The following is a 21,730-nucleotide window of genomic DNA, read 5'->3' as shown; positions in this document are numbered from 1 at the left end:
GGCAAGAGTTATGAAACCGAACTACATATCATCATTTGTTCGCTCCGTCCACCGGAAATCCGTCCGGCTATTGATAGTTGCAGTACTCACCAGCCTTTTTTGTGAAAGTTGCGGCCGGCCCGGCAGGGTATTGGTTCTGTCGTCCGACTATACGGAACAGGCTGAAACCGACTCTTTGTTACAAATCATCCGCAAGGCAGGAAAACAAGTGGCGGTAGTGCCCATTGAAGAATTGACCCCTGAAAGGCTCGAGAAAGTCGAGACTGTGGTCTATCACCGCCCGGACAGCAGCGAAACAGACGATACGGAGAAAAGGCTGAAGGCCTGCCTGGTGCCATTCGTCAAGGGCGGTGGCAGCCTCATGCTTTCCATGGAAGCCGTAAGGTTGCTGAATCTTTGGGAAATAGAGCCGCAACCGGTGGAAGTGGAATATCAGGATGCCAGCGACCACGGCTTCGGGCGTGCCGTAGGCTTTCACGGTTACCGTGAGCATCCCATTTATGAGGGCCTGTTCGGAGGGGCATACGTGTGGAAGGCATGGGAAGACCATAAAGCACGGACACTCGGCTTCTCGGGGCGGAATGTCCCCCGGGCAGAGTCTGCCAAAGTGCTGGGCATTAACTGGGCATACATCCGCTATCATGAGAACAGGAAAGTCATCTGGGAGACGCCCGTAGGGAAAGGCAAAATCCTGGCCATAGGCGGCTATCTCTATTTCTCGATGGCCAATGCCAACCGCTCCACACTGCTAATGTTCATGAATAATGTCATAGACTATCTGAGCGGTGACCACAGCAGGTTCAAATCCAAACAGAAGTACTGGGTATATGACAGCATACATACCCAGAAGGTGGACTTCCCGGATTATAAAATCACGCTGAAGGAGGAACCGGACTGGGAGCCCAAGGAATCGCCGCTGAGAAGCGTGCGCAAAGCCGACAAGCGCCACTTCTGGAATGTAGCCGGCCAGCAGATATTGGCAATGGGCAGAGAACAAGGCAATATCGAAGAAATCTGGATTCATCCGATAATGGTGCTTCGCGACTTGTCTGTCGGCATCAAGTACAAGCATCATGAGGAGGTTGTCTGGTTAGACAAGCAGGCGTCTCAAATCACGCGTTCTCCCGATTACCTGGAAAGAGAGTATCTGCTGGAGAAAGGCAGATTCCGGGAAATCATCCATGCTTCACCCGAGAATCCGCTGATGGCAATCAACTACCGTTGGGATGCCCCCGATGTGGAGCACGTATACGTCACATACACCAGCAACCTGAGGCTTATGTGGCCCTATTCCCTGAACTCTACAGGCACGCTTTTCTACGCAACCGCGCAAAACGGCGCCGTGACCACCGTATTCGACCGTGAACGTAACTTAAACCTTCTGGCTGCCTTCGACCGTGAGCCCACGTCATACGAAGAGGGCATGTATGATTTTTCGCACAGAGAAATCCGGGAATTCAACCGGATTCCGGCAAAACACAAACAAGTATCTTTCTTATATACATTTGCCGGAACCCCCGGCAGGCTGAACCTTTACTTAAGCGGCGGAGAAAGCGGCATCCGGCAATCCGCAGAGTTATTGAACGCCACCATGGGCAGGTCTCGGGAAGTCCATGAGGCGTCGAGAACCCATTACCGGAATTTCGACAAAGACTTCTTGAGTATCCGGAGCAGTGATTCTGTTTTTAACCAAGCCTATCAGTGGGCACTTGTCTCTGTCGACAAATTTTTCTGCCATACCCCCTCTCTTGGCAAGTCGATGATGTCCGGTTACTGGACTACTTCGCGCGGCTGGAATGGAGGACATGCCGTGAGCGGACGTCCCGGATATGCCTGGTACTTCGGCAGAGATACGGGATGGACGGGAATTGCCATGACTGCCTATGGAGACTACGAAAAGGTAAAGGAAGTTCTGACTACATTCGGCAAACACCAAAGTCCGGATGGGAAAGTTTATCATGAGCTCACCACCAGCGGTTCTGTCCACTACGACGCTTCGGATGCTACTCCGCTCTATCTTGTATTGGCAGGCAACTACTTGCGCAAGAGCGGAGACGTTGCTTTCATCAGGTCGCAATGGCCGCACCTCAAGAAGGCTTTGTCGTTCTGCTACTCCACGGATACGGACGGAGACGGGCTCATTGAAAACACCAATGTGGGGCACGGATGGCAGGAGGGATGGCAGCTGTATGGGGCACATACGGAGGTTTATTTGGCTGCCGTGTGGACGCAAGCGCTCAAGGAGTGTGCCTACATGGCTGCGGCGCTCGAAGATAAAGAGACGGAACTGCGCTGCACGAACGACATGCGCACGTGCCACCGCCTCATCAACGAGGAGTTCTGGAACGACTCCCTGCAGTTCTTCAACCACGGCCTGATGAGAGACGGCACGTATCAGGAGCACAAATGCGTGCTGGGAGGTACTCCGGTATTGTTCGGCCTGGCCGACCACCGGAAGGCGCTGGCAACCGCCCGCCATTTCTCCGACAAGTATTATTCCACGGACTGGGGAGTGCGAATGGTGGGATACGACAGCCCTTTCTTTGCCCTGGGAGGATATACTTACGGGAATATATGGCCTTTCCATACGGGGTGTGCGGCACTGGCAGAGTATCGGGCAGGGCTCTGTTACCAGGGCTTCAGGCATGCTTACTCTTCTTTGCGGTTGTTCGACACTTGGGACTACGGCAATATTGCAGAAGTCATCTTAGGCAACAAATTGAGTTTTACCGGCATCTGTCCGCACCAGCAATGGTCGAGCAGCATGAATCTCCTGCCACTGTACGAGGGTATGCTCGGCATGAAATCGGATGCCATAAAGGACAGTCTGTCATTGGCTCCGGCCTTTCCTGCCGACTGGACATTTGCCCACGTGCGAAACATACGCACGGCAGAGCGGCGAATGGGGCTGGACTATGAAAGGGAAGACAGCCAGTACAGGTATGTGATAACCAATGAAAGCCGAAAGCCGACAAGCATGGAGTTCGCCGCCATATTGCCTTTGGCCACCGAGGTAGAGCAGGTATATATCGACGGGGAAGCCGTCCCTTATCAGCTAACGACAGATGTACAGAATGTCCGTGTCTCCCTCAATCCGCTCAGGATTGGTGAGAAGAAGGAGATAAGCATAAAGTACAGAGGAGGCATAGGTGTGCTGACGAACCTGCCCACTCTTTATGACGGCATGCCGGACGAAGGTTTAAGGATAGAAAGGGAAAGCTACGACCCGGGAAGCCAGACCTATACCTTGAAAGTGGCCGGGAAAAGAGGGAAATCGTATGACATACAATTGTTGGCACTCTCCGAAATAACAGAAACTGCAGGAGCAGCTTTCGTGGGGCGGAAAGGGAAGCTGGCAACCTATAAAGTGGAATTTGCCGATAAAGGTGAAGAAGCATTTGTGGATACCACCATAGAATTAAGATTGGCCCACCCTATAACGACACCGGCTTCGGTGCAACCGTATGATTGTGGAATTCCGGAAGTATCCAACCGGGATTGAGACTGATTTTTCACCGGAATCACCGAGTCCCGGATTGGCAAGCGCCACTACTCTGAAGGCAGGCAGACGCTGCAACAAATGCAGCAACTGCCTGCCACAATAACCTACACCAATAAAAACAACTTTCATCATAACTTGTTCTTCCAACTCTCTTTACCAACGTCTTACATTTACCAGACCGTTACTCTATTCGGTAAAAGCTTTTACTCCATAATGTAACTACCGTTACCTAAGAATGTAAAGCCCGTTACCCCATAATGTAAACACCTTTACAGCCTATTGTAAACGCACCCGTAATATAAAAAAGAACTCCGTTCCTTTCATACTACACCTGGTTTCCATTATCTTTGTCCCCCGGACAAAGGCTAAAATATCATGGAACATCCACTTTCTCAATTCAAATATTGTCCGAAATGCGGTTCAGCCCATTTCGAAGTCCATAACGAAAAGTCGAAGCAATGCGCCGACTGCGGTTTCGTCTACTACTTCAACCCCTCTTCCGCCACCGTCGCCCTGATTCTGAACCGGCAGAACGAATTGCTGGTGTGCCGCCGCGCCAAAGAACCCGCAAAAGGGACACTGGACCTTCCCGGAGGCTTCATTGATATGGCAGAGACCGGCGAGGAAGGTGTTGCCCGCGAAGTGAAGGAAGAAACCGGCATGAGGGTTACAAAAGCCGAATACCTCTTCTCCCTGCCCAACATTTATATCTATTCGGGCTTCCCCGTACACACACTGGATATGTTTTTCCGTTGTACGGTGGAAGACGCCTCACACTTCAGGGCGATGGACGATGCGGCATCCCTCTTCTTCCTTCCCCTGAAAGACATCCGTACGGAAGACTTTGGACTCAACTCCATCCGCAAAGGACTGGAGATCTTTCTGGAAGATATGCGCAAGAACAAAAGCGAATGATTATCCGTTCTTATTATGGTATATATCCTAAAAAAGCCAAACAAGTGTAACATTTTCGGGTTAAAACCCGTATTTTTGTAAAACACCTATTCTAACAAAAGAAAATGAAACATAAAATCTCCCGAATATTGTGCACAGCACTCTGTTGCGCACCTTTACTCGCCTCAGCACAAACAAGCGAGAAGAGTACTTCTCCCAAGCGACTCTACAAGGAAGGACAAACGTTATTCCAGCAAAAGGCCTATGCTGCCGCCATCTCTCCGTTGCAAGCCTATGTACGCCAGATGAATGCAGACGGCAAGCCTCTGCCTGATACCGGCGAGCGGCAAGAAGCGGAATACATGCTGGTATGCGCCGCATACGAACTCAGAGCCCCCCAAAGCATAGACCTGCTCCGTGCCTTCATGGACGAATATCCCGATACTCCCCATGCCAACCGCATCTATGCATTGATTGCCTCCGCCTACTTCTTCGAAGGCAATCATGACGATGCCCTTGCCATGTTCAACTCCACCCGCCTCGACCTGCTGGGTTCCGAAGAGCGGGATGACATGACCTACCGCCTTGCCACCTGCTATCTGAAAACCGGTAATGTAAAGGAGGCGGCAATCTGGTTCGAGACTCTGCGCAGCACCAGCCGTAAGTATGCAGCGGACTGCGCTTACTACATCTCTTATATCCGATATACCCAAGGACGGTATGACGAAGCGCTCGGCGGCTTCCTGCCTTTGCAAGACAATGCCAAGTACAAGGATTTGGTTCCCTATTACATTGCCGAAATCTATTTGCTGAAGAAACAATATGACAAGGCTGAAATCGTGGCGCAGAATGCGCTGTCAGCCCATCCCGACGGCCTGAGCTACACGCATGCGGCAGAGCTGAACCGTATCCTCGGTACAGCCGAATACCATTTCGGGAAGTACCACGAAGCCGTGAAATCCTTCGAACAACATATAAAGCACAATGCCGAATCTTCCACTCATAGAAGGGATGCCCTTTACATGCTGGGAATGTCCTATTATCAATGTGGCGTGTATTCGCAAGTCCCCTCCGTCCTCGGCAAAGTGACTACCGAAAACGACGCCCTTTCGCAAAACGCATACCTGCACATGGGACTGGCCTATCTGCAACTGGCCGACAAGCCCAAAGCGCGTATGGCCTTCGAGCAGGCCGCCGCTTCCAACGCTGATATGAGAATCAAGGAACAAGCTGCCTATAACTACGCCTTGTGCATTCACGAGACCTCCTATTCCGCTTTCGGCGAATCGGTGACCGTCTTTGAGAAATTCCTGAACGAGTTCCCGAACTCTCCATATGCCGAGAAAGTCGGCAACTACCTGGTGGAAGTGTACATGAACACACGCAGCTACGATGCTGCCCTCAAGTCCATCGGCCGTATCTCCCACCCCAGCAAGGCCATTCTGGAAGCCAAACAAAAGATTCTGTTCCACCTCGGAACCCAGTCTTTTGCCAACACACAATTCGAGCAGGCCATCGGACACTTCAACCAAAGCGTCGCGTTGGGACAATACAACCTCCACACCAAAGCAGACGCCCTCTACTGGCTTGGCGAGTCTTATTACCGCCTGAACCGAATGAGAGAAGCCGCCCGCAATTTCAACGAATATCTGTCGCTCACCCGGCAGAGGGATACGGAAATGTTCGCCCTTGCCTATTACAATCTTGGTTACATCGCTTTCCACCAAAAGGACTACGCGGCGGCAGAGAACCGTTTCCGCAACTTCGTCCAATTGGAGAAAGGCGAAAACCCGACCGCACTGGCCGATGCCTACAACCGCATCGGAGACTGCAACCTGCACGCCCGCCGCTTCGAGGAAGCCAAGCAATGCTATGCCAAAGCCGAGAACCTGAACACTCCCGCCGGAGACTATGCCGTCTATCAATTAGCACTGGTATATGGCATGCAGAAAAACCATACGGAAAAGGTGAACATGCTGAACCGACTTGCAGCCAAATACTCCAACTCGCCCTACGCCATCAACGCCCTCTACGAGAAGGGACGTTCCTACGTACAGAGCAACAACAGCGGCCAAGCCATCGCTACCTTCCGCGAACTGCTTGCCAAATATCCTGAAAGCCCTGTCAGCCGTAAAGCCGCTGCCGAAATCGGCCTGCTTTACTATCAGAACGATGACTATGACCGTGCCATAGAAGCCTACAAGCATGTGATCACCCAATACCCCGGAAGTGAGGAAGCCCGCCTTGCCATGCGCGACTTGAAGTCCATCTACGTAGATGCCAACCGCGTGGACGAGTTTGCCGCCCTCGCCGCCCAGATGCCGGGCGAAATCCGCTTCGAGCCCAGCGAACAAGACTCACTGACTTACATCGCTGCCGAAAAGACATACATGAAAGGTGAGCCTGCACCTGCCAAAGACAGCTTTACCCGCTATCTGCAAAGTTTCCCGGAAGGCGCTTTCAGCCTGAATGCCCACTACTATCTGTGTGTCATAGGCAAAGAGCAGAAGGATGACGAGGCGGTATTGGAGCATGCCGGGAAACTGCTGGAATATCCCGACAACCCGTACTCTGAAGAAGCCTTGCTGATGCATGGAGAAATCTTGTTCAACCGCCAGCAGTACGACCAGGCATTGCCCGACTACAAGCAGTTGCAGGCCAAGGCCACCACGGCAGAACGCCGGCAACTCGGTGCCATCGGCATACTTCGTTGCGGAGCGCTGATGCACGATGACGCGGAAGTAATCAACGCCGCCACAGACCTGCTTGCCGAAGCCAAGTTGTCTCCGGAACTTCGCAACGAAGCTCTGTACTACCGTGCCAAGGCATACCTGAACCAGAAAGCCGACAAGAAAGCGATGGACGACCTGCAATTGCTGGCAAAAGACACCCGTACCCTTTATGGAGCCGAAGCCAAATACCTGGTGGCGCTGCAATGGTACAACGCCGGCAACTATGCTTCGGCTGAAAAGGAAATCCTTAACTTCATTGACCAGAGCACACCGCATGCCTACTGGCTGGCACGCAGTTTCATCCTTCTGTCGGATGTATATGCAGCCATGGACAAGAAGCTTGACGCACGCCAGTACTTGTTGAGCTTGCAACAGAACTACCAGGCCGACGACGATATACAAGGGATGATTAATGAAAGACTGGAAAAATTGAAGTAAGCCCACTTTAAGGAATAAAAACAACATAGAAAGCGTGAAAGATATGAAAAAGATAACATACATCCTTGCAGGAGTCACCCTCGCGGTGCTCTCTCTGGAAGCACAAGCCCAGACACAACCCCAGGACACCACCATGAACCGTACGGTAGTCGTGGAACAAGAATACAACCCGGACATCATGGATGCCTCCAAAGTAAACGTGCTGCCCAAAGTGGAACCTCCTACCGTCAGCAAGAAGGCGGTGGAATATGACGCCACCCTGATGCCGGCAACCCAAATCCCCGCAGGCATCATGCAAGCCTATACCGGGAAAGAGACGCAGACGAAAGCACAGCCCGGCTATGCACGTCTCGGATATGGGAACTACGGCAACCTCGATATACGCGCCAACTATCTGTTCTCCTTGTCTTCCAAAGACCGCCTCAACCTGACATTCGGCATGGATGGCATGGATGGCAAACTGGACTTGCCGAGCAACGGCGGGAAGTGGAACTCCTTCTACTATCGCACCCATGCCGGCCTGGATTACGTACACGCCTTCGACAAAGTCGATATGAACATTACCGGGAAGTTCAACCAAAGCAACTTCAACTCCCTGCCCGGTTCCATCGCCGGCAAGCAGAAATTTGTTTCGGGCGACGTACATCTTGGGGTAAGCTCCACGAGTGAGGATATGCCTCTCCGATTCCGTGCCGAAACCAATTTGCTGCTCTACCAACGGCAACACGACCTCATGGTAAGCAACATCAAAGAAAACATCGTGCGTACGAAAGCCGATGTCACCGGCTCCATCTCCGATGAACAGACCATCGGTATGGCGTTTGCCATGAACAACATATTCTACGGCGACGAACGGCTCGAAAACCACACCAGCGCAGACTTCAACCCCTATTATCTTTTTCAGAATGACGACTGGAGAATACGCCTCGGTGCACACGTCGACCTGGCTTTTGGCTTCGGCAAGCAGTTCCGCGCCGCACCCGACGTAGACATACAATACATCTTCTCGGACAGCTACATCCTTTATGCACAAGGCAAGGGAGGACGGCTGCAGAACGACTTCCGCCGTCTGGAAACCATCACGCCTTATGGAATAACCAACCAACAGCCGGATGACACCTACGAACAACTCAACGCTGCCATCGGCTTCAAGGCAAGCCCCGTCAGCGGATTGTGGTTCAACCTCTATGGCGGGTATCAGGATTTGAAAAACGACTTGATTGATACTCCGACCGTCAAAAATGACGGAATAAGTAATGTTCTCCTCGAAGAAGACACCAAGAACTTCTACGCCGGAGCCGACCTAAGCTATAACTATAAGGACATCTTCTATCTCGCCGCCAATGCCGTCTATCGTCATTGGACAACGGACACAGACGGTCCTGATGTCATAGTGAGCTTCAAACCTGCCATAGAAGGTAATCTCGACCTCAAAGTACGTCCCATCTCTCCGCTGCTTGTCGGTATCGGCTACCGGCACATTGCCCGCCAAGGAGTAGAGGAGAGCAAAGCAGACCCCGTCAGCAACCTCTACCTGAGCGGCAGTTATGAACTCTTCAAAGGAATTTCGGTATATGCACACGTCAACAATCTGTTAAACAAAAATTACCAATACTACTGGGGATGCCCATCAGAAGGCCTCAATTTCTTGGGTGGAGTAAGCTTTCGGTTTTAATGGAGTCACTGCGAGCCGGAGCTCTAAATTGAACAAAAAAGGTCATTTTTGCTAAATTCTCCTTATATCATAAGGTGGGAAGAATGTTTTTTTCCTACTTTTGCGAGCGAATTCAGTGGCGGGAGTCACTAAAAAACAGAAAATTATGCAGAAAAACCTTGTCATAGTCGAGTCTCCGGCAAAAGCAAAAACAATTGAAAAATTCCTGGGAAAAGATTTCAAAGTCCTTTCCAGCTACGGCCATATACGTGATTTGAAGAAAAAAGAATTCAGTATTGATGTAGATAAAGACTTCAAACCGCATTACGAGATACCGGCAGATAAAAAGAAAATCGTAACCCAACTGAAAGAAGAAGCCGAGCAGGCGGAAACCGTATGGCTGGCTTCCGATGAGGACCGCGAAGGGGAAGCCATCGCATGGCACTTGTACGAAGTGCTGAAACTAAAACCGGAACGCACCAAACGCATCGTCTTCCATGAAATCACCAAAGACGCCATCCTGAAAGCGATAGAAAATCCCCGCGACATTGACATCAACCTGGTCGATGCCCAGCAGGCCCGGCGCATCCTGGACCGTATCGTAGGTTTTGAACTTTCACCGGTATTGTGGAAGAAAGTGAAACCCGCCCTTTCTGCAGGCCGTGTACAGTCCGTAGCCGTCCGCCTCATCGTGGAGCGCGAACGCGAGATACACGCATTCCGGAGTGAAGCATCCTACCGTTTTACCGCCGTATTCCTCGTTCCGGACACCGACGGCAAAACGGTAGAAATGAAAGCCGAACTGGCACACCGCCTCAAGACAAAGGCAGAAGCCCGAAAATTGCTGGAAAGCTGCAAATCGGCCACATTTACCATCAACGACATCACCACCCGTCCGCTGAAGAAAGGTCCTGCCGCCCCCTTCACCACCTCTACCTTGCAGCAGGAGGCTGCCCGCAAACTGGGATTCACCGTGGCACAAACCATGATGGTGGCGCAACGTCTATACGAATCGGGATTGATAACCTATATGCGTACCGACTCCGTCAACCTTTCCGAGCTTGCCGTCAACGCCAGCCGTGAAACCATCTCCAACCTGATGGGCGAACGTTATGTACACAACCGCCACTTCGCCACCAAGACTAAAGGAGCACAAGAAGCGCACGAGGCCATCCGTCCCACCTACATGGAAAATGCCAAGATAGAAGGTACCCCACAAGAAAGAAAGTTGTACGACCTCATCTGGAAACGTACCATCGCCTCGCAGATGGCAGACGCCGAAGTGGAAAAAACAACCGTAACCATCGGCATCAGCAACGAGCCGGAAACTTTCACTGCAACCGGAGAAGTGGTAAAATTCGACGGTTTCCTGCGCGTCTACCGCGAATCGTACGATGATGATGTAGAAACCCAGGAAGATGAAGTACGCCTACTGCCCCCTCTGAAAAAAGGACAGAAACTCGAACATGAAGGTATCACCGCTACCGAACGTTTCACCCAACACCCTCCCCGCTACACGGAAGCAAGCCTTGTGCGCAAACTGGAGGAACTGGGTATCGGACGTCCGTCTACCTACGCTCCGACCATTTCCACCATCCAGCAGCGCGAATATGTAATAAAAGGAGAGAAAACGGGCGAAGAACGCATCTACAATGTGCTCAACCTGCAAGGCAATGAAATAACGGACAACAACTATACGGAAATCACCGGAGCCGAAAAGTCAAAACTGATGCCGACTGACACGGGTATCGTGGTCAATGACTTCCTGATAGAGTACTTCCCTGACATCCTTGACTACAACTTCACAGCGAGCGTCGAAAAGCAATTCGACGAAATAGCCGAAGGCGACAAGCAATGGACCGCCATTCTGAAAATATTCTATAAGAAATTCCATCCTTCGGTGGAGAACACGCTTGCCGCGAAAACCGCCCACAAGGCAGGCGAACGGATTCTAGGAACAGACCCCGTCAGCGGAAAGCAAGTGTCTGTAAAAATCGGACGTTTCGGCCCAGTAGCACAGATAGGTACTGCCGAAGATGAGGAAAAGCCCCGTTTCGCCCAGGTAAAGAAAGAGATGTCCATCGAGACCATTACACTGGAAGAAGCGCTGGAGCTGTTCAAACTTCCCCGTACCCTCGGCGAATACGAAGGCAAAAACGTAGTTGTCGGTGCAGGGCGTTTCGGACCCTATATCCAGAACAACGGCTTGTATGCTTCGTTGCCCAAGACAATGGACCCGATGACTGTCACGCTGGAAGAAGCCATCGAACTGATACAAAAGAAGCAGGAAGCAGAAGCCCAGAAACATATCAAAAAGTTTGAGGAAGAACCGGAACTGGAAATCCTGAACGGGCGCTATGGCCCTTACATCGCTTATAAAGGCAGCAACTACAAGATTCCTAAAGACATCATCCCCCAAGACCTGAACCTTCAGGCTTGTCTGGAGATTGTGAAACTGCAAAGCGACAAGGAAACGAGCAAACCGAAACGGACTGCAAAGGCGGTGAAAGCAACAAAAACTACGAAAGCAAACAAGAAGAAATAGAGTAAAACCTTTTAACACTTTTTTTTAGACGCGAATTACGCGGAATTCACGAATTCTGTTTATTGAATCCATGTCATTCCGCGTAATCCGCGCCTAATATTATAACAACACCCCCTTACTCCAAACCTTCAGCAAATCCTTCTGTGAAGCTTGAGTAACCTTTAGCTTTCTTTAACCCCCAAAAAACACCTTCCCTAATAGGAGATTTTTCTTTTTTATGCGTCTATTTTAATAGAGTCGGCATACTGTCTTCATTTATGGCACCAATGAGCCATACTGTTTCCAGTACCTGGCCATTATTGATAAACTGAAAAAACAATGACACAATGAAAATATTAAAGTTGACATATGTATGCCTTCTGCTGTTATGTTGCCATGCCTGCCGCAACAGACCTTATCCATATACCCTGCAAGCAGCGGACACATTGGTCTACGACCACCCCGATAGTGCCTGCACATTGCTGGACAGGATGAAAGACAGCATACTTACAGAACCACAGAGCACACAGATGTACTACCAACTACTGTGCATCAAAGCTCGCGACAAGGCTTATGTGACGCACACCTCAGACAGCGCACTACTACAAGTCCTGCATTACTATGAAGACAGAAACGACAAGAAACACTTGCCGGAAGCATACTACTATGCCGGACGGGTATATTCCGACCTGCAGGATGCACCGCAGGCTTTGAGTTATTATCAGAAAGCGGCCGAACTGCTGGAAGGCGGCTCTGACTACAGACTTATGAAAGTGATTTATAGCCAAATGGGAGAATTATTTTTCTATCAGGATGTATATGAGGAGGCGATGAAGGCTTTCAAGAAGGCCTATCTGTACAATAAACTGCTGGAAGACGGAAGAGGAATGGTGATTAATCTATGTTACATAGGAAATACGTTTACTGCATTGAACAATGCGGACAGCACATTATTTTATTACCAAAAGGCCTATGAACAAGCCTCTGAAATCAACAATAGAGCTATGATGGATAGAGCACAAATTTCTTTGACCAGTCTATATATACAATTGGAGGAGTATTCTTCGGCTAAAGCATCATTACAGATGCTGGACTCGCCTCAATTACGAAACCAGATTTCCACCTGCGCAGTTGCAGCACATCTATATTTCAAAATAGAAGAGATGGACTCTGCCGCATACTACTACAAGGAACTTTTGAAGTTTAATAATATCTACGCTCAACAAACAGCTCACCGGGGATTGGCAGAAATAGCGGAAAAGAAATCAGACAGTTCATCAGCATTAGAGCATCTTCATCTATATAATAGTTGGACTGATTCTATCAAAAAAATAACAAATGGCGAGAATATCCGCAGATTACAATCACTCTACAACTACCAACTTCGGGAAAGAGAGAACGCACAGCTAAAGGCCGATAAAGAAGACTTGAAGCAATGGATTGCTTATGGCGGAATTTTTTTGATTCTATTGACATTCTCTTCCATTACATATTGGATGTATGCCCAAAGCAAGAGAAAACAGCTTAAGATCCAATTGGAGAAATTGAAACAGGTAAAAAAAGAGCAATACGAAAAAAGCAATAACTTCATTGAGCAAAACAAGCGGAAGATAAACGAGCTGGAGAATGAATTGTTGTTGAGCAAGCAAAAGAATGATTCCATATACAAATTACTTTTAACGCAAAAGGAACAATTGCTCCGCATAAACAGCAAAGTCGAGATAGATCAAAAGGAGCAGGCTTTACTGGAAGTCGCATTTCGTCAATCTGATATCTATAACAAATTCAAGAGTGCCGTAACCTGTAAGGAAATTGTCATCGAGTCAAAAGATTGGGAGATGCTGCGTGTTCAGATAGACCATTGCTATAAAGATTTTACTTCCCGTCTATATTCCATCTATCCGGTCAGTGACATTGAAATGAAAATATGCCTATTGCTCAAAATCAAAATTAATGTGACCGGCATATCTATGCTTACCGAGCGTAGTAAGTCGACCATCGTTTCGGCGCGCAAAAAACTATACGAAAAGACACATGGGAAGCCTGGAAAACCAGAGGAATGGGATCTTTTTATCTATGCTTTATAGAGGAAAGAAGCCGAATACGCACAAAACTGCACAAGGACAAGCTAACCGCACAAAACCGCACAGGATTTATGCGGATGAATAATCGGAAAGCATATATATTTGCAGGTAACGAAACTAAGATTCATATAAACATGAAACTCTTATTGATTGTTTTAAGCGCGCTTCTATTCAGTAGCAACCTAAGCGCAAAGGATATTAAAATCGAACTTACTGAAATTAAACATTCAACAAACGATCGTTCAGTTTTTTTAATCCCTACTGTCATTCATGATGGCAATAACCTTCATTTTGTATCTGATGTCCCATTAGCAAACCTGCAAATCCTTATTAAGGATAATATAGGCAAAATCATCTCCATACAAGAAATCGCTTTACTTCCCAAACAACCTTATAGCTACGATATCGGAAACCTCGAAAGCGGCACCTACATCCTGGAGCTGAACAACGGGAAACACAAGTATCAAGGCTATTTTGAAGTAAAATAAGAAATACCAGAACAAGCATGTCTGAAGATACGTCGAAGAAACTGACAGTAATCATTCCTTTCCTGAATGAAGGCATGGAAGTGGAACACACCGTAGCCAGCGTACGGCAATATGCTGCGGATCGAGTGGAAATATTGGTCATCAACGATGCTTCCAATCATTTGTATGATTACGAAGAGATGTTGAAGCCCTATTCCGCCACCTATCTCCGAAACGAAGAGAGATTGGGGATAGCTGCCTGCCGCGATTTGGGAGTGAGTCTGATACAAACCCCTTATTTCCTGTTTCTTGACGCGCACATGCGATTCTATAGAGAGGACTGGGCAGAACAGATTGCGGACTATCTGGACGAAGACGACAGACGGTTGCTGTGCTGCCAGACATATGCCCTTGTCAAGGACGAAAGCGATGAGGTGATTCCCCTCTCAGGACGGAGAGTCTCTTATGGAGCTTATATATCGTTTCAAGATGCCAACCTGCTGAGTCCTAAATGGATTTTTACAGAAGACCCGGAACCGGAGAAAGAGCTCATAGACATTCCTTGCGTATTTGGAGCTGCCTATGCCGCCAGCGAACGCTATTGGACTTACCTCCGTGGGCTGGAAGGACTTATCCGCTATGGCTTCGACGAGACTTATATATCACTGAAGGTATGGCTGGAAGGAGGACGGTGTCAGCTTATTAAGAATATCGAGGCAGGACATATCTATCGCACACGCTCCCCCTACCGGGTGTGCCAAGACGAATTAATGTACAACCGCTTATGGATAGCGGCATTGCTGCTTCCCGACGAACTGGAAGAAAAGGTCTTTTCCATCTGCCGACACCAGAACGAACCTTTGTATCAGAAGATGCTGCAATTGCTGGACGAACACAAAGATTTGCTGGCAGAGCTAAAGGAGCATTACAAGCAGATATTTACCGTAGACTTCGACCGCGTCAAGCGGCTTAGTAATATATATTAATTTAAATCAAAATCATTATGAAAGAATTCATTACAGAAAAAGAAGCCCAGTTGCCATTGGATGGCATAGAGGTGCTGAAAGATGAACTGATGTTCGTCTTGGGTGGAGCAGCTGCCGGCGCAGCAGGTAGCGGATGCGGTTGCAGTTGTAACAACGGAAATGGGTGTGGATGTGACAGTGGAAAAGGCTGTGGATGTGAAAACGGAAGTGGTTGTGGATGCGGATGCAATAGTCCAGCAGACAATACTCCTGCCCAGTAAGATTTGATAAGGGTGAAGTGTATCACCCTTATCTTTATAATTTACGAAACATACTTATGAAAACAAGTCACTACAATATATACACCAAGAACAAAAATAACGTCATTTGCTACAACACCAAATACGATTCTTTTTGTCTTCTTTCTCATCCGGATGCCGAATTGTTGAAGCACGACCTGCAAAAACTGTCCGAACAATCCCCCAAAGCCTATGAAGACTTAGTGAAGAATAGATTCATCATAGAAGATGAAGCGGACGAGTACCAAGAATTGTGCAAAGAGTACGATGCAAGCATAAACTCACCTTACGTCTATCACCTCACCCTGCTGCCCTCCTTGGACTGCAACCTGCGGTGCTGGTACTGCTTTGAGAAACACATCCAGGGCAGCCACCTGACAGCCGAGAATTCCCAAGCCATACTGGAACACGTAAAGCAACTGTTCGACCATAATCCGGATTTGAGCAGCCTTCGCGTAGAATTATTCGGTGGGGAACCTCTGCTCTATTTCAAAGAAGAATTATATCCGTTGCTGTCGCAAATCAAGCAGTACGTCACAACACAGCAGAAACATGTCTCCTTCTTCTTCGTCACCAATGCCGTTTGCATCACTCCGGACACACTCCCCCTGTTCGACGAGCTGAACGCCTCCTTCCAGATTTCCATAGATGGATATAAAGACCGCCACGACCGGATAAAGTACATGCCCGAAACTCAGGAGGGCACTTACGACAACATGATACGGACTATCTATGCACTGACGGAACAGCTGGGTAGCACCTACATCAATCTGCGCATCAACTACGATGACGAAACCCTGCCCTACATGAAAGACCTGATTAAAGACCTGATTGATGTAGACCGCCACAAGATAAGCATTCATCTGGAACGTGTGTGGCAGACAGGTACCTTCATGAACTACGACAACGAGGAACTGAAATCGGTCATCAACCTGTGGATGCTGAACGGCTTCAAGGTGTCGTACATGAACATGGCCCGAAGAAGTTATTCGTGCAAGGCATCTGTCAAGAACCAGTGCGTGATATCCTACGATGGTGCCGTGTATAAATGTTCCGGCCGAGATTTCACCACAGAGCATCAAGACGGGGTCTTGCTGCCCGATGGACACATACAATGGAACCAACCAAAACTGGACAAGCGCCTCGCCATCGTCACCTATGACAACGACATGTGTCGGACATGCAAATTCCTGCCGTTATGCTGGGGGCCTTGCTGCCAGAAACAACTGGAAACCACTCCGGATAATTTCAGAAGATTCTGCCAAAAACAAAATATGGAATTAAATATAGCGGATTATATTCGTTATCGTTTTAATAATGCGTATATTAACGCCACCTTAAATCAATAATCAATACATGATACCGATGAAACGTATTCTCTCTCTTATCTCAGTCATCGTGTGCAGCCTCTCGCTGCTGCATGCGCAAACGACCGCCATCACCGTAAGCGGCAATGTGAAAGACAAAGACAAGTCGCCGCTACAAGGCTGTACCGTATATTTCATACAAGCCGACACACTTGTGGGGGGCAGCATCACCGACAAGAAGGGCGACTTCTCCGTAGAAGGCCTACAGGCAGGAGACTATGTCTGCCGCGTGTCCATGGTAGGATTCAAGAAAATAGAACACCCCTTCAAGCTGACAGGAAGCGTGCGCCTGCCCCAGTTCACACTGCAGGAAGATGCCACGCAGCTGAAAGAGGTGACCGTGACAGGCGACAAGCGCAACATCGTACACAGTAGTGCGGGAAGTACCACCTTCTTTCTGTCCGAACATGCCAAGAAGGCGAAGACTGCTTACGATGCACTGTTGGAAGTACCCAAACTGGTGGTGAACCCCATCGAACGCAACATCAAACTGCTCACGGGGGAATCTCCCATAATTCTGATAGACGGGGTCAATCGACCGGGTTACATCAACGTGATGAATCCCGAGATTATAGAGTCCGTGGAGATTATAGACGTACCGGATGCACGCTACTTAGGCGAGGAGGGCGTGACTGCCATCCTGAACATCCACCTGAAACGCGTGGCTACCCCTACCTATGTCAACGGAAATATTTATGCAAACCATGCCCTCACCTACCGGTATGGAGTGACAGGTGGAGGAGCCGAACTGGGGAATGCCAAGTCGTCCCTATACTTGAATCTCCAGAGTTTTTACTTCTCCGATACCAAGAGCAATGAGTATTCGGAAAGCCAATCGGGGGACATCAGGCGCAAATTCTCCGGAGAGCAACTCTATAGCGCCAACAGCTACTACGCAGCATTGGGGGGAGACCGCATCTTTTCGGACAAGAACTATGCCGCCTTTGCCCTGAAATACATCAGTAACCCCTCGGACACCGAAAGCCACAGACAAGGAAGCGTGGAATATGCCTCCGAACAGAAACAGTCGGATGCCACAGTCTACAACCAGTCGGACAACAAATACCATCTGGCCACCGCCTATCTCTATTACAAGCACTCCTTCAGCAAGCATCAGTCGCTGGAGGCCACCGGAAACTACTCCTACAGCTATTCCGGTTCCATCGGAGAGCAGCAGGAGCATAACGATTTCTACCAATACCATCACCTGATAGACTACATCAACGACCGGCACTACGGGAAGTTGGATTTGGACTACACAAACCTCATACAAGGCAAATACTCCCTCACAGCCGGCTCCAACACTTCTTATTCAAGCACCAACATAGACGACAAGGAAGATTGTTTTCCGGTGTACAACTACAAGAAGTGGCAAGAATACCTGTATGTCGGCTTCAACAACAACCGTTCGGGAGGCAAGTTCTTCTATTTGCTTTCCATAGGGATGGACATGCTCTTCACCGAAGCGGATGGGGTAAAGAACCATTACATAGACGTGCTTCCCTCCGTGGCACTAATTTATAAGTTCAATCAGAAACACAACTTGAACCTGAGCTACCGGCGCCATCGCTACAGCCCGACACTCAGCATGCTGAACCCGCGCAACACCTCTACCGACAGTTTGCTCATCAATCAGGGTAACCCGTATCTGAGGCCCAGTTTCCAAGATCAGGTCCGGCTCTCTTACAAACTCAGCTACAAAAGCCTGTTCCTTGAGCCTTACATCTCCTACAGCTATTCGTCAAAGCTGATTAATGCCGTCGGTACGCTAAAAGACAACATCTATATCCAGTCTTACCGGAACCTCCTGTGTGCCAACTTCCTTAACGCGGGAACCTCGGCCAACTACAACTTGCCTTTCGGCAACATAGGCATGAGCGCCTACTACGAGAGAAGATATCAGAAAGGAATGACCTTTGCCAACGCAGATCTGTGGAACTTCAATATGAATGCCTATCTATACTACAAGCAGGTATCGCTCTCGCTGAACATGGGCTATACGACCGCCAGCTACGGCTACACCACCAAATCGGAGGGGACACCCTACAGCAATGCCAACCTCTCATGGAATCTGCCCAAGAACTGGAGAGTCTATGTGATGGGGCAATATTTCGTAGGAACCGGTATGTGGTCGAAGTCGTGGGTGAAGGACGAAGGGTACACCTCATACAAGGCCAATTACCTGACAGACCGCATCCCTACCTTCTCAATAGGTGCCTCATATACCTTCAAGAACAAGGTGCAGAACAAGTGGAGACAAAAAAAGCAGTTCAATAACGATGATAGAGAATTGCAAGGCATAGGGGTGAAATAACTTAAACAGATATAACCGATGATATTCAAGCCCCGTTTCCACCACATCAAGCAACCGGACGCCATGGAGTGCGGAGCCACCTGCCTCCGCATGATAGCCCGTCATTACGGCAAGATGTACTCTGCCGAAGCCATGCGCCGGATATGCACCGTGGGCCACAACGGGGTGTCCATGCTGAGCTTGAATGAAGCGGCCGTCAAAATCGGTTTCCGGACGGTCTGCGGACGGATGACCGTAGAGAAGCTGGTGGAACAGCATCCTTTTCCGTGCATCCTGCACTGGAACCAGGAACATTTCGTGGTGTTGCACCGCGTGGAAAGAGACCGAAAAGGCAAACTGAAATTCCACATCGCCGATCCGGGGAAGTACCTGCTTGCCTTAGACGAAGAGGCTTTCCGCAAGGCATGGACACCCGGCGAAGGAATGCAAGGCGAAAAAGGAATACTGATGGCGCTGCAACCCACCTCCGTCTTCCATTCGCTGAAAGAGGAAGTAGGCACGGAACGTTCATTGTCTTTTCTCTGGAGCTATCTGAAAGACTACAAGAGCCTGTTCGGACAACTGATTGCAGGACTGGTCATCGGCAGCGGACTACAGTTGCTCTTCCCCTTCCTGACGCAGGCAGTGGTAGATAAGGGAATAAACGGAAAGAACCTGAACCTCATCTACCTGATTCTGCTGGGGCAGCTGATGCTGACCATAGGAAGGACTTCGGTCGACTTCATACGCCGGTGGCTGTTGCTGCATATCAGCGTACGCATCAACATAACTCTGCTGTCCGACTTCTTCCTGAAACTGATGAGACTGCCCATGTCCTTCTTCGACACCAAACTGAAAGAAGACTTGATGCAGCGCATCAACGACCACCAGCGCCTCGAACAGTTCATGGCCGCCCAGACGCTGAATACCCTGTTCTCCGTCTTCAGTTTCCTCATATTCGGCGGGGTGTTGCTTTACTACAGCACCGCCGTGTTCGCCATCTTCTCAGGCGGATGCCTGATATATGCATTGTGGATTTGTACCTTCCTGCAAAAACGCAAGGCCATGGACTACGAATTCTTCGACCTCTATGCACGAAGACAAAACAAGACCATCCAAATCATAGACGGTATGCAGGACATCAAATTGCAAAACTGCGAACAACGCAAATGCTGGGAATGGGAAGACACACAAGCCGACTTGTTCCATACCAACATTGCCTCCATGAAACTGCAACAGACGCAAGAGGGAGGAAGCCTCTTTATCAACGAGGTGAAAAACATCCTCATCACCATCGTGACGGCAACCGCAGTGATAGAGGGGCAGCTCACCTTGGGAATGATGCTGTCCATACAATATATCATCGGCCAGCTGAATGTCCCGATAGAACAACTGATGCGCTTCATCTACTCCTGGCAGGATGTCCGGCTCAGCATAGAACGAATCAACGAGGTTCACCTGAAAGAAGACGAGAACACACATCGGAAGGTAATCGATTGCCATTGCAGCCGGGAAGACATCCTATTGAAAAACGTGACGTTCAGCTACAACGGCTCTCATTCCCTCAAAGTTCTCGAAGATATCTGCCTAAGAATCCCCAACGGGAAAGTGACGGCCATCGTGGGTGCCAGCGGCAGCGGAAAAACCACGTTGCTGAAACTATTATTAGGATTCTATCCGCCCGCATCGGGCGACATCCTGATAGGTGAGCATCGGCTGAACGAGATAAACCTCCGATTCTGGCGCAGCTTGTGCGGAGTGGTCATGCAAGACGGTTACATCTTCTCCGAATCAATAGCGCGCAACATCGCTTTAGACAATGAGGAGATAGATTACGAACGTATGCTGTCTGCCGCCCGAATAGCCAACATCACGGAAATGGTGGAACAACTGCCACTGAAGTACGACACCGTCATAGGTGCCAACGGACAAGGCATCAGCCAAGGACAACGACAGCGTATCCTGATAGCCAGAGCCGTATACAAGAGCCCGGCCTTCTTGTTCTTTGATGAAGCCACCAATTCCCTGGATTCCGGAAACGAACGACTGATAGTGGACAATTTGCAGAAATTCTACCAAGGAAAAACTACCGTCATCGTAGCCCACCGCCTAAGTACCGTGAAGCATGCCGACCAAATAGTGGTGTTAGACAAAGGAAGAATATCGGAAACCGGCACACATGACGAACTAATCCGAAAGAAAGGGACGTACTACAACCTGATTAAGAACCAATTGGAACTAGGGAACTCATGACTAAGAAATTAAAGGAAAACAACCACAGCAATTTTACAAACGAAAACGATTGCCACAGTGACAAAGTGCGCCGTATTATCGAGCAAAAACCAGCTTTTATCGTGAGGTGGGGAAACACATTGCTATTGGCAGGAATACTGGTACTCCTTCTGGTTATCTTGATAAGCAAACAATAATAAAGAGAGGTGCAGCAAAACGACTTGCTACACCTCTCTTCCGGCTTCGCCCCGCCCTAACACACCATTCCGTATCATCGGC

13 protein-coding genes are annotated in these 21,730 nt (G+C 49.1%); all 13 read left to right on the top strand.

Annotated elements, in window-relative coordinates:
• Window positions 1–10 precede the first annotated feature (10 nt).
• The 13 genes from M1B78_RS10695 to M1B78_RS10635 all read left to right on the top strand — a co-directional run bounded on the left by M1B78_RS10695 (window position 11) and on the right by M1B78_RS10635 (window position 21,648).
• Entirely contained in the window at window positions 11–3,502 is a 3,492-nt protein-coding gene (locus M1B78_RS10695) for an amylo-alpha-1,6-glucosidase (protein WP_257940658.1), read from the top strand.
• A 375-nt stretch (window positions 3,503–3,877) separates the two neighbouring features.
• Complete coding sequence (locus tag M1B78_RS10690; RefSeq protein WP_136011084.1) at window positions 3,878–4,417, top strand: NUDIX domain-containing protein; 540 nt, start codon at window positions 3,878–3,880, stop codon at window positions 4,415–4,417.
• Between the two features lie 104 nt (window positions 4,418–4,521).
• Window positions 4,522–7,566, top strand: coding sequence for a tetratricopeptide repeat protein (locus M1B78_RS10685; protein WP_257940657.1), 3,045 nt, complete (start codon window positions 4,522–4,524; stop codon window positions 7,564–7,566).
• Between the two features lie 43 nt (window positions 7,567–7,609).
• Window positions 7,610–9,241, top strand: coding sequence for a TonB-dependent receptor (locus M1B78_RS10680; protein ID WP_257940656.1), 1,632 nt, complete (start codon window positions 7,610–7,612; stop codon window positions 9,239–9,241).
• A 145-nt stretch (window positions 9,242–9,386) separates the two neighbouring features.
• Window positions 9,387–11,765: a type I DNA topoisomerase gene (topA, locus tag M1B78_RS10675; protein WP_257940655.1), complete on the top strand. Its 2,379-nt coding sequence runs from the start codon at window positions 9,387–9,389 to the stop codon at window positions 11,763–11,765.
• Window positions 11,766–12,091: 326 nt separating this feature from the next.
• Window positions 12,092–13,831, top strand: coding sequence for a tetratricopeptide repeat protein (locus M1B78_RS10670; RefSeq protein WP_257940654.1), 1,740 nt, complete (start codon window positions 12,092–12,094; stop codon window positions 13,829–13,831).
• A complete protein-coding gene (locus M1B78_RS10665) occupies window positions 13,804–14,316 on the top strand; it encodes a DUF3244 domain-containing protein (protein ID WP_257940653.1) in 513 nt (170 codons plus the stop codon). The genes M1B78_RS10670 and M1B78_RS10665 overlap by 28 nt, the downstream gene beginning before the upstream one ends.
• 17 nt (window positions 14,317–14,333) lie before the next feature.
• Window positions 14,334–15,281, top strand: coding sequence for a glycosyltransferase (locus tag M1B78_RS10660; protein ID WP_257940652.1), 948 nt, complete (start codon window positions 14,334–14,336; stop codon window positions 15,279–15,281).
• A 17-nt stretch (window positions 15,282–15,298) separates the two neighbouring features.
• Complete coding sequence (locus tag M1B78_RS10655; RefSeq protein ID WP_257940651.1) at window positions 15,299–15,541, top strand: hypothetical protein; 243 nt, start codon at window positions 15,299–15,301, stop codon at window positions 15,539–15,541.
• Between the two features lie 56 nt (window positions 15,542–15,597).
• The gene (locus M1B78_RS10650) at window positions 15,598–16,908 is read left to right on the top strand and encodes a radical SAM/SPASM domain-containing protein (RefSeq protein ID WP_257940650.1); all 1,311 of its coding nucleotides are present in this window, start codon (window positions 15,598–15,600) and stop codon (window positions 16,906–16,908) included.
• 16 nt (window positions 16,909–16,924) lie between these two features.
• Complete coding sequence (locus tag M1B78_RS10645) at window positions 16,925–19,240, top strand: outer membrane beta-barrel protein (RefSeq protein ID WP_257940649.1); 2,316 nt, start codon at window positions 16,925–16,927, stop codon at window positions 19,238–19,240.
• An 18-nt stretch (window positions 19,241–19,258) separates the two neighbouring features.
• Entirely contained in the window at window positions 19,259–21,472 is a 2,214-nt protein-coding gene (locus tag M1B78_RS10640) for a peptidase domain-containing ABC transporter (RefSeq protein ID WP_257930428.1), read from the top strand.
• Complete coding sequence (locus M1B78_RS10635) at window positions 21,469–21,648, top strand: hypothetical protein (protein WP_257930427.1); 180 nt, start codon at window positions 21,469–21,471, stop codon at window positions 21,646–21,648. The genes M1B78_RS10640 and M1B78_RS10635 overlap by 4 nt, the downstream gene beginning before the upstream one ends.
• The last annotated feature ends 82 nt before the right edge of the window (window positions 21,649–21,730 follow it).

Origin of the sequence: Bacteroides muris (ex Fokt et al. 2023), assembly GCF_024704895.1 — a bacterium.
GTDB classification, from domain to species: domain Bacteria; phylum Bacteroidota; class Bacteroidia; order Bacteroidales; family Bacteroidaceae; genus Bacteroides; species Bacteroides muris.
The sequence above is the reverse complement of the archived record's forward strand: the minus strand, read 5'-3'. Positions and strand labels throughout refer to the sequence as shown.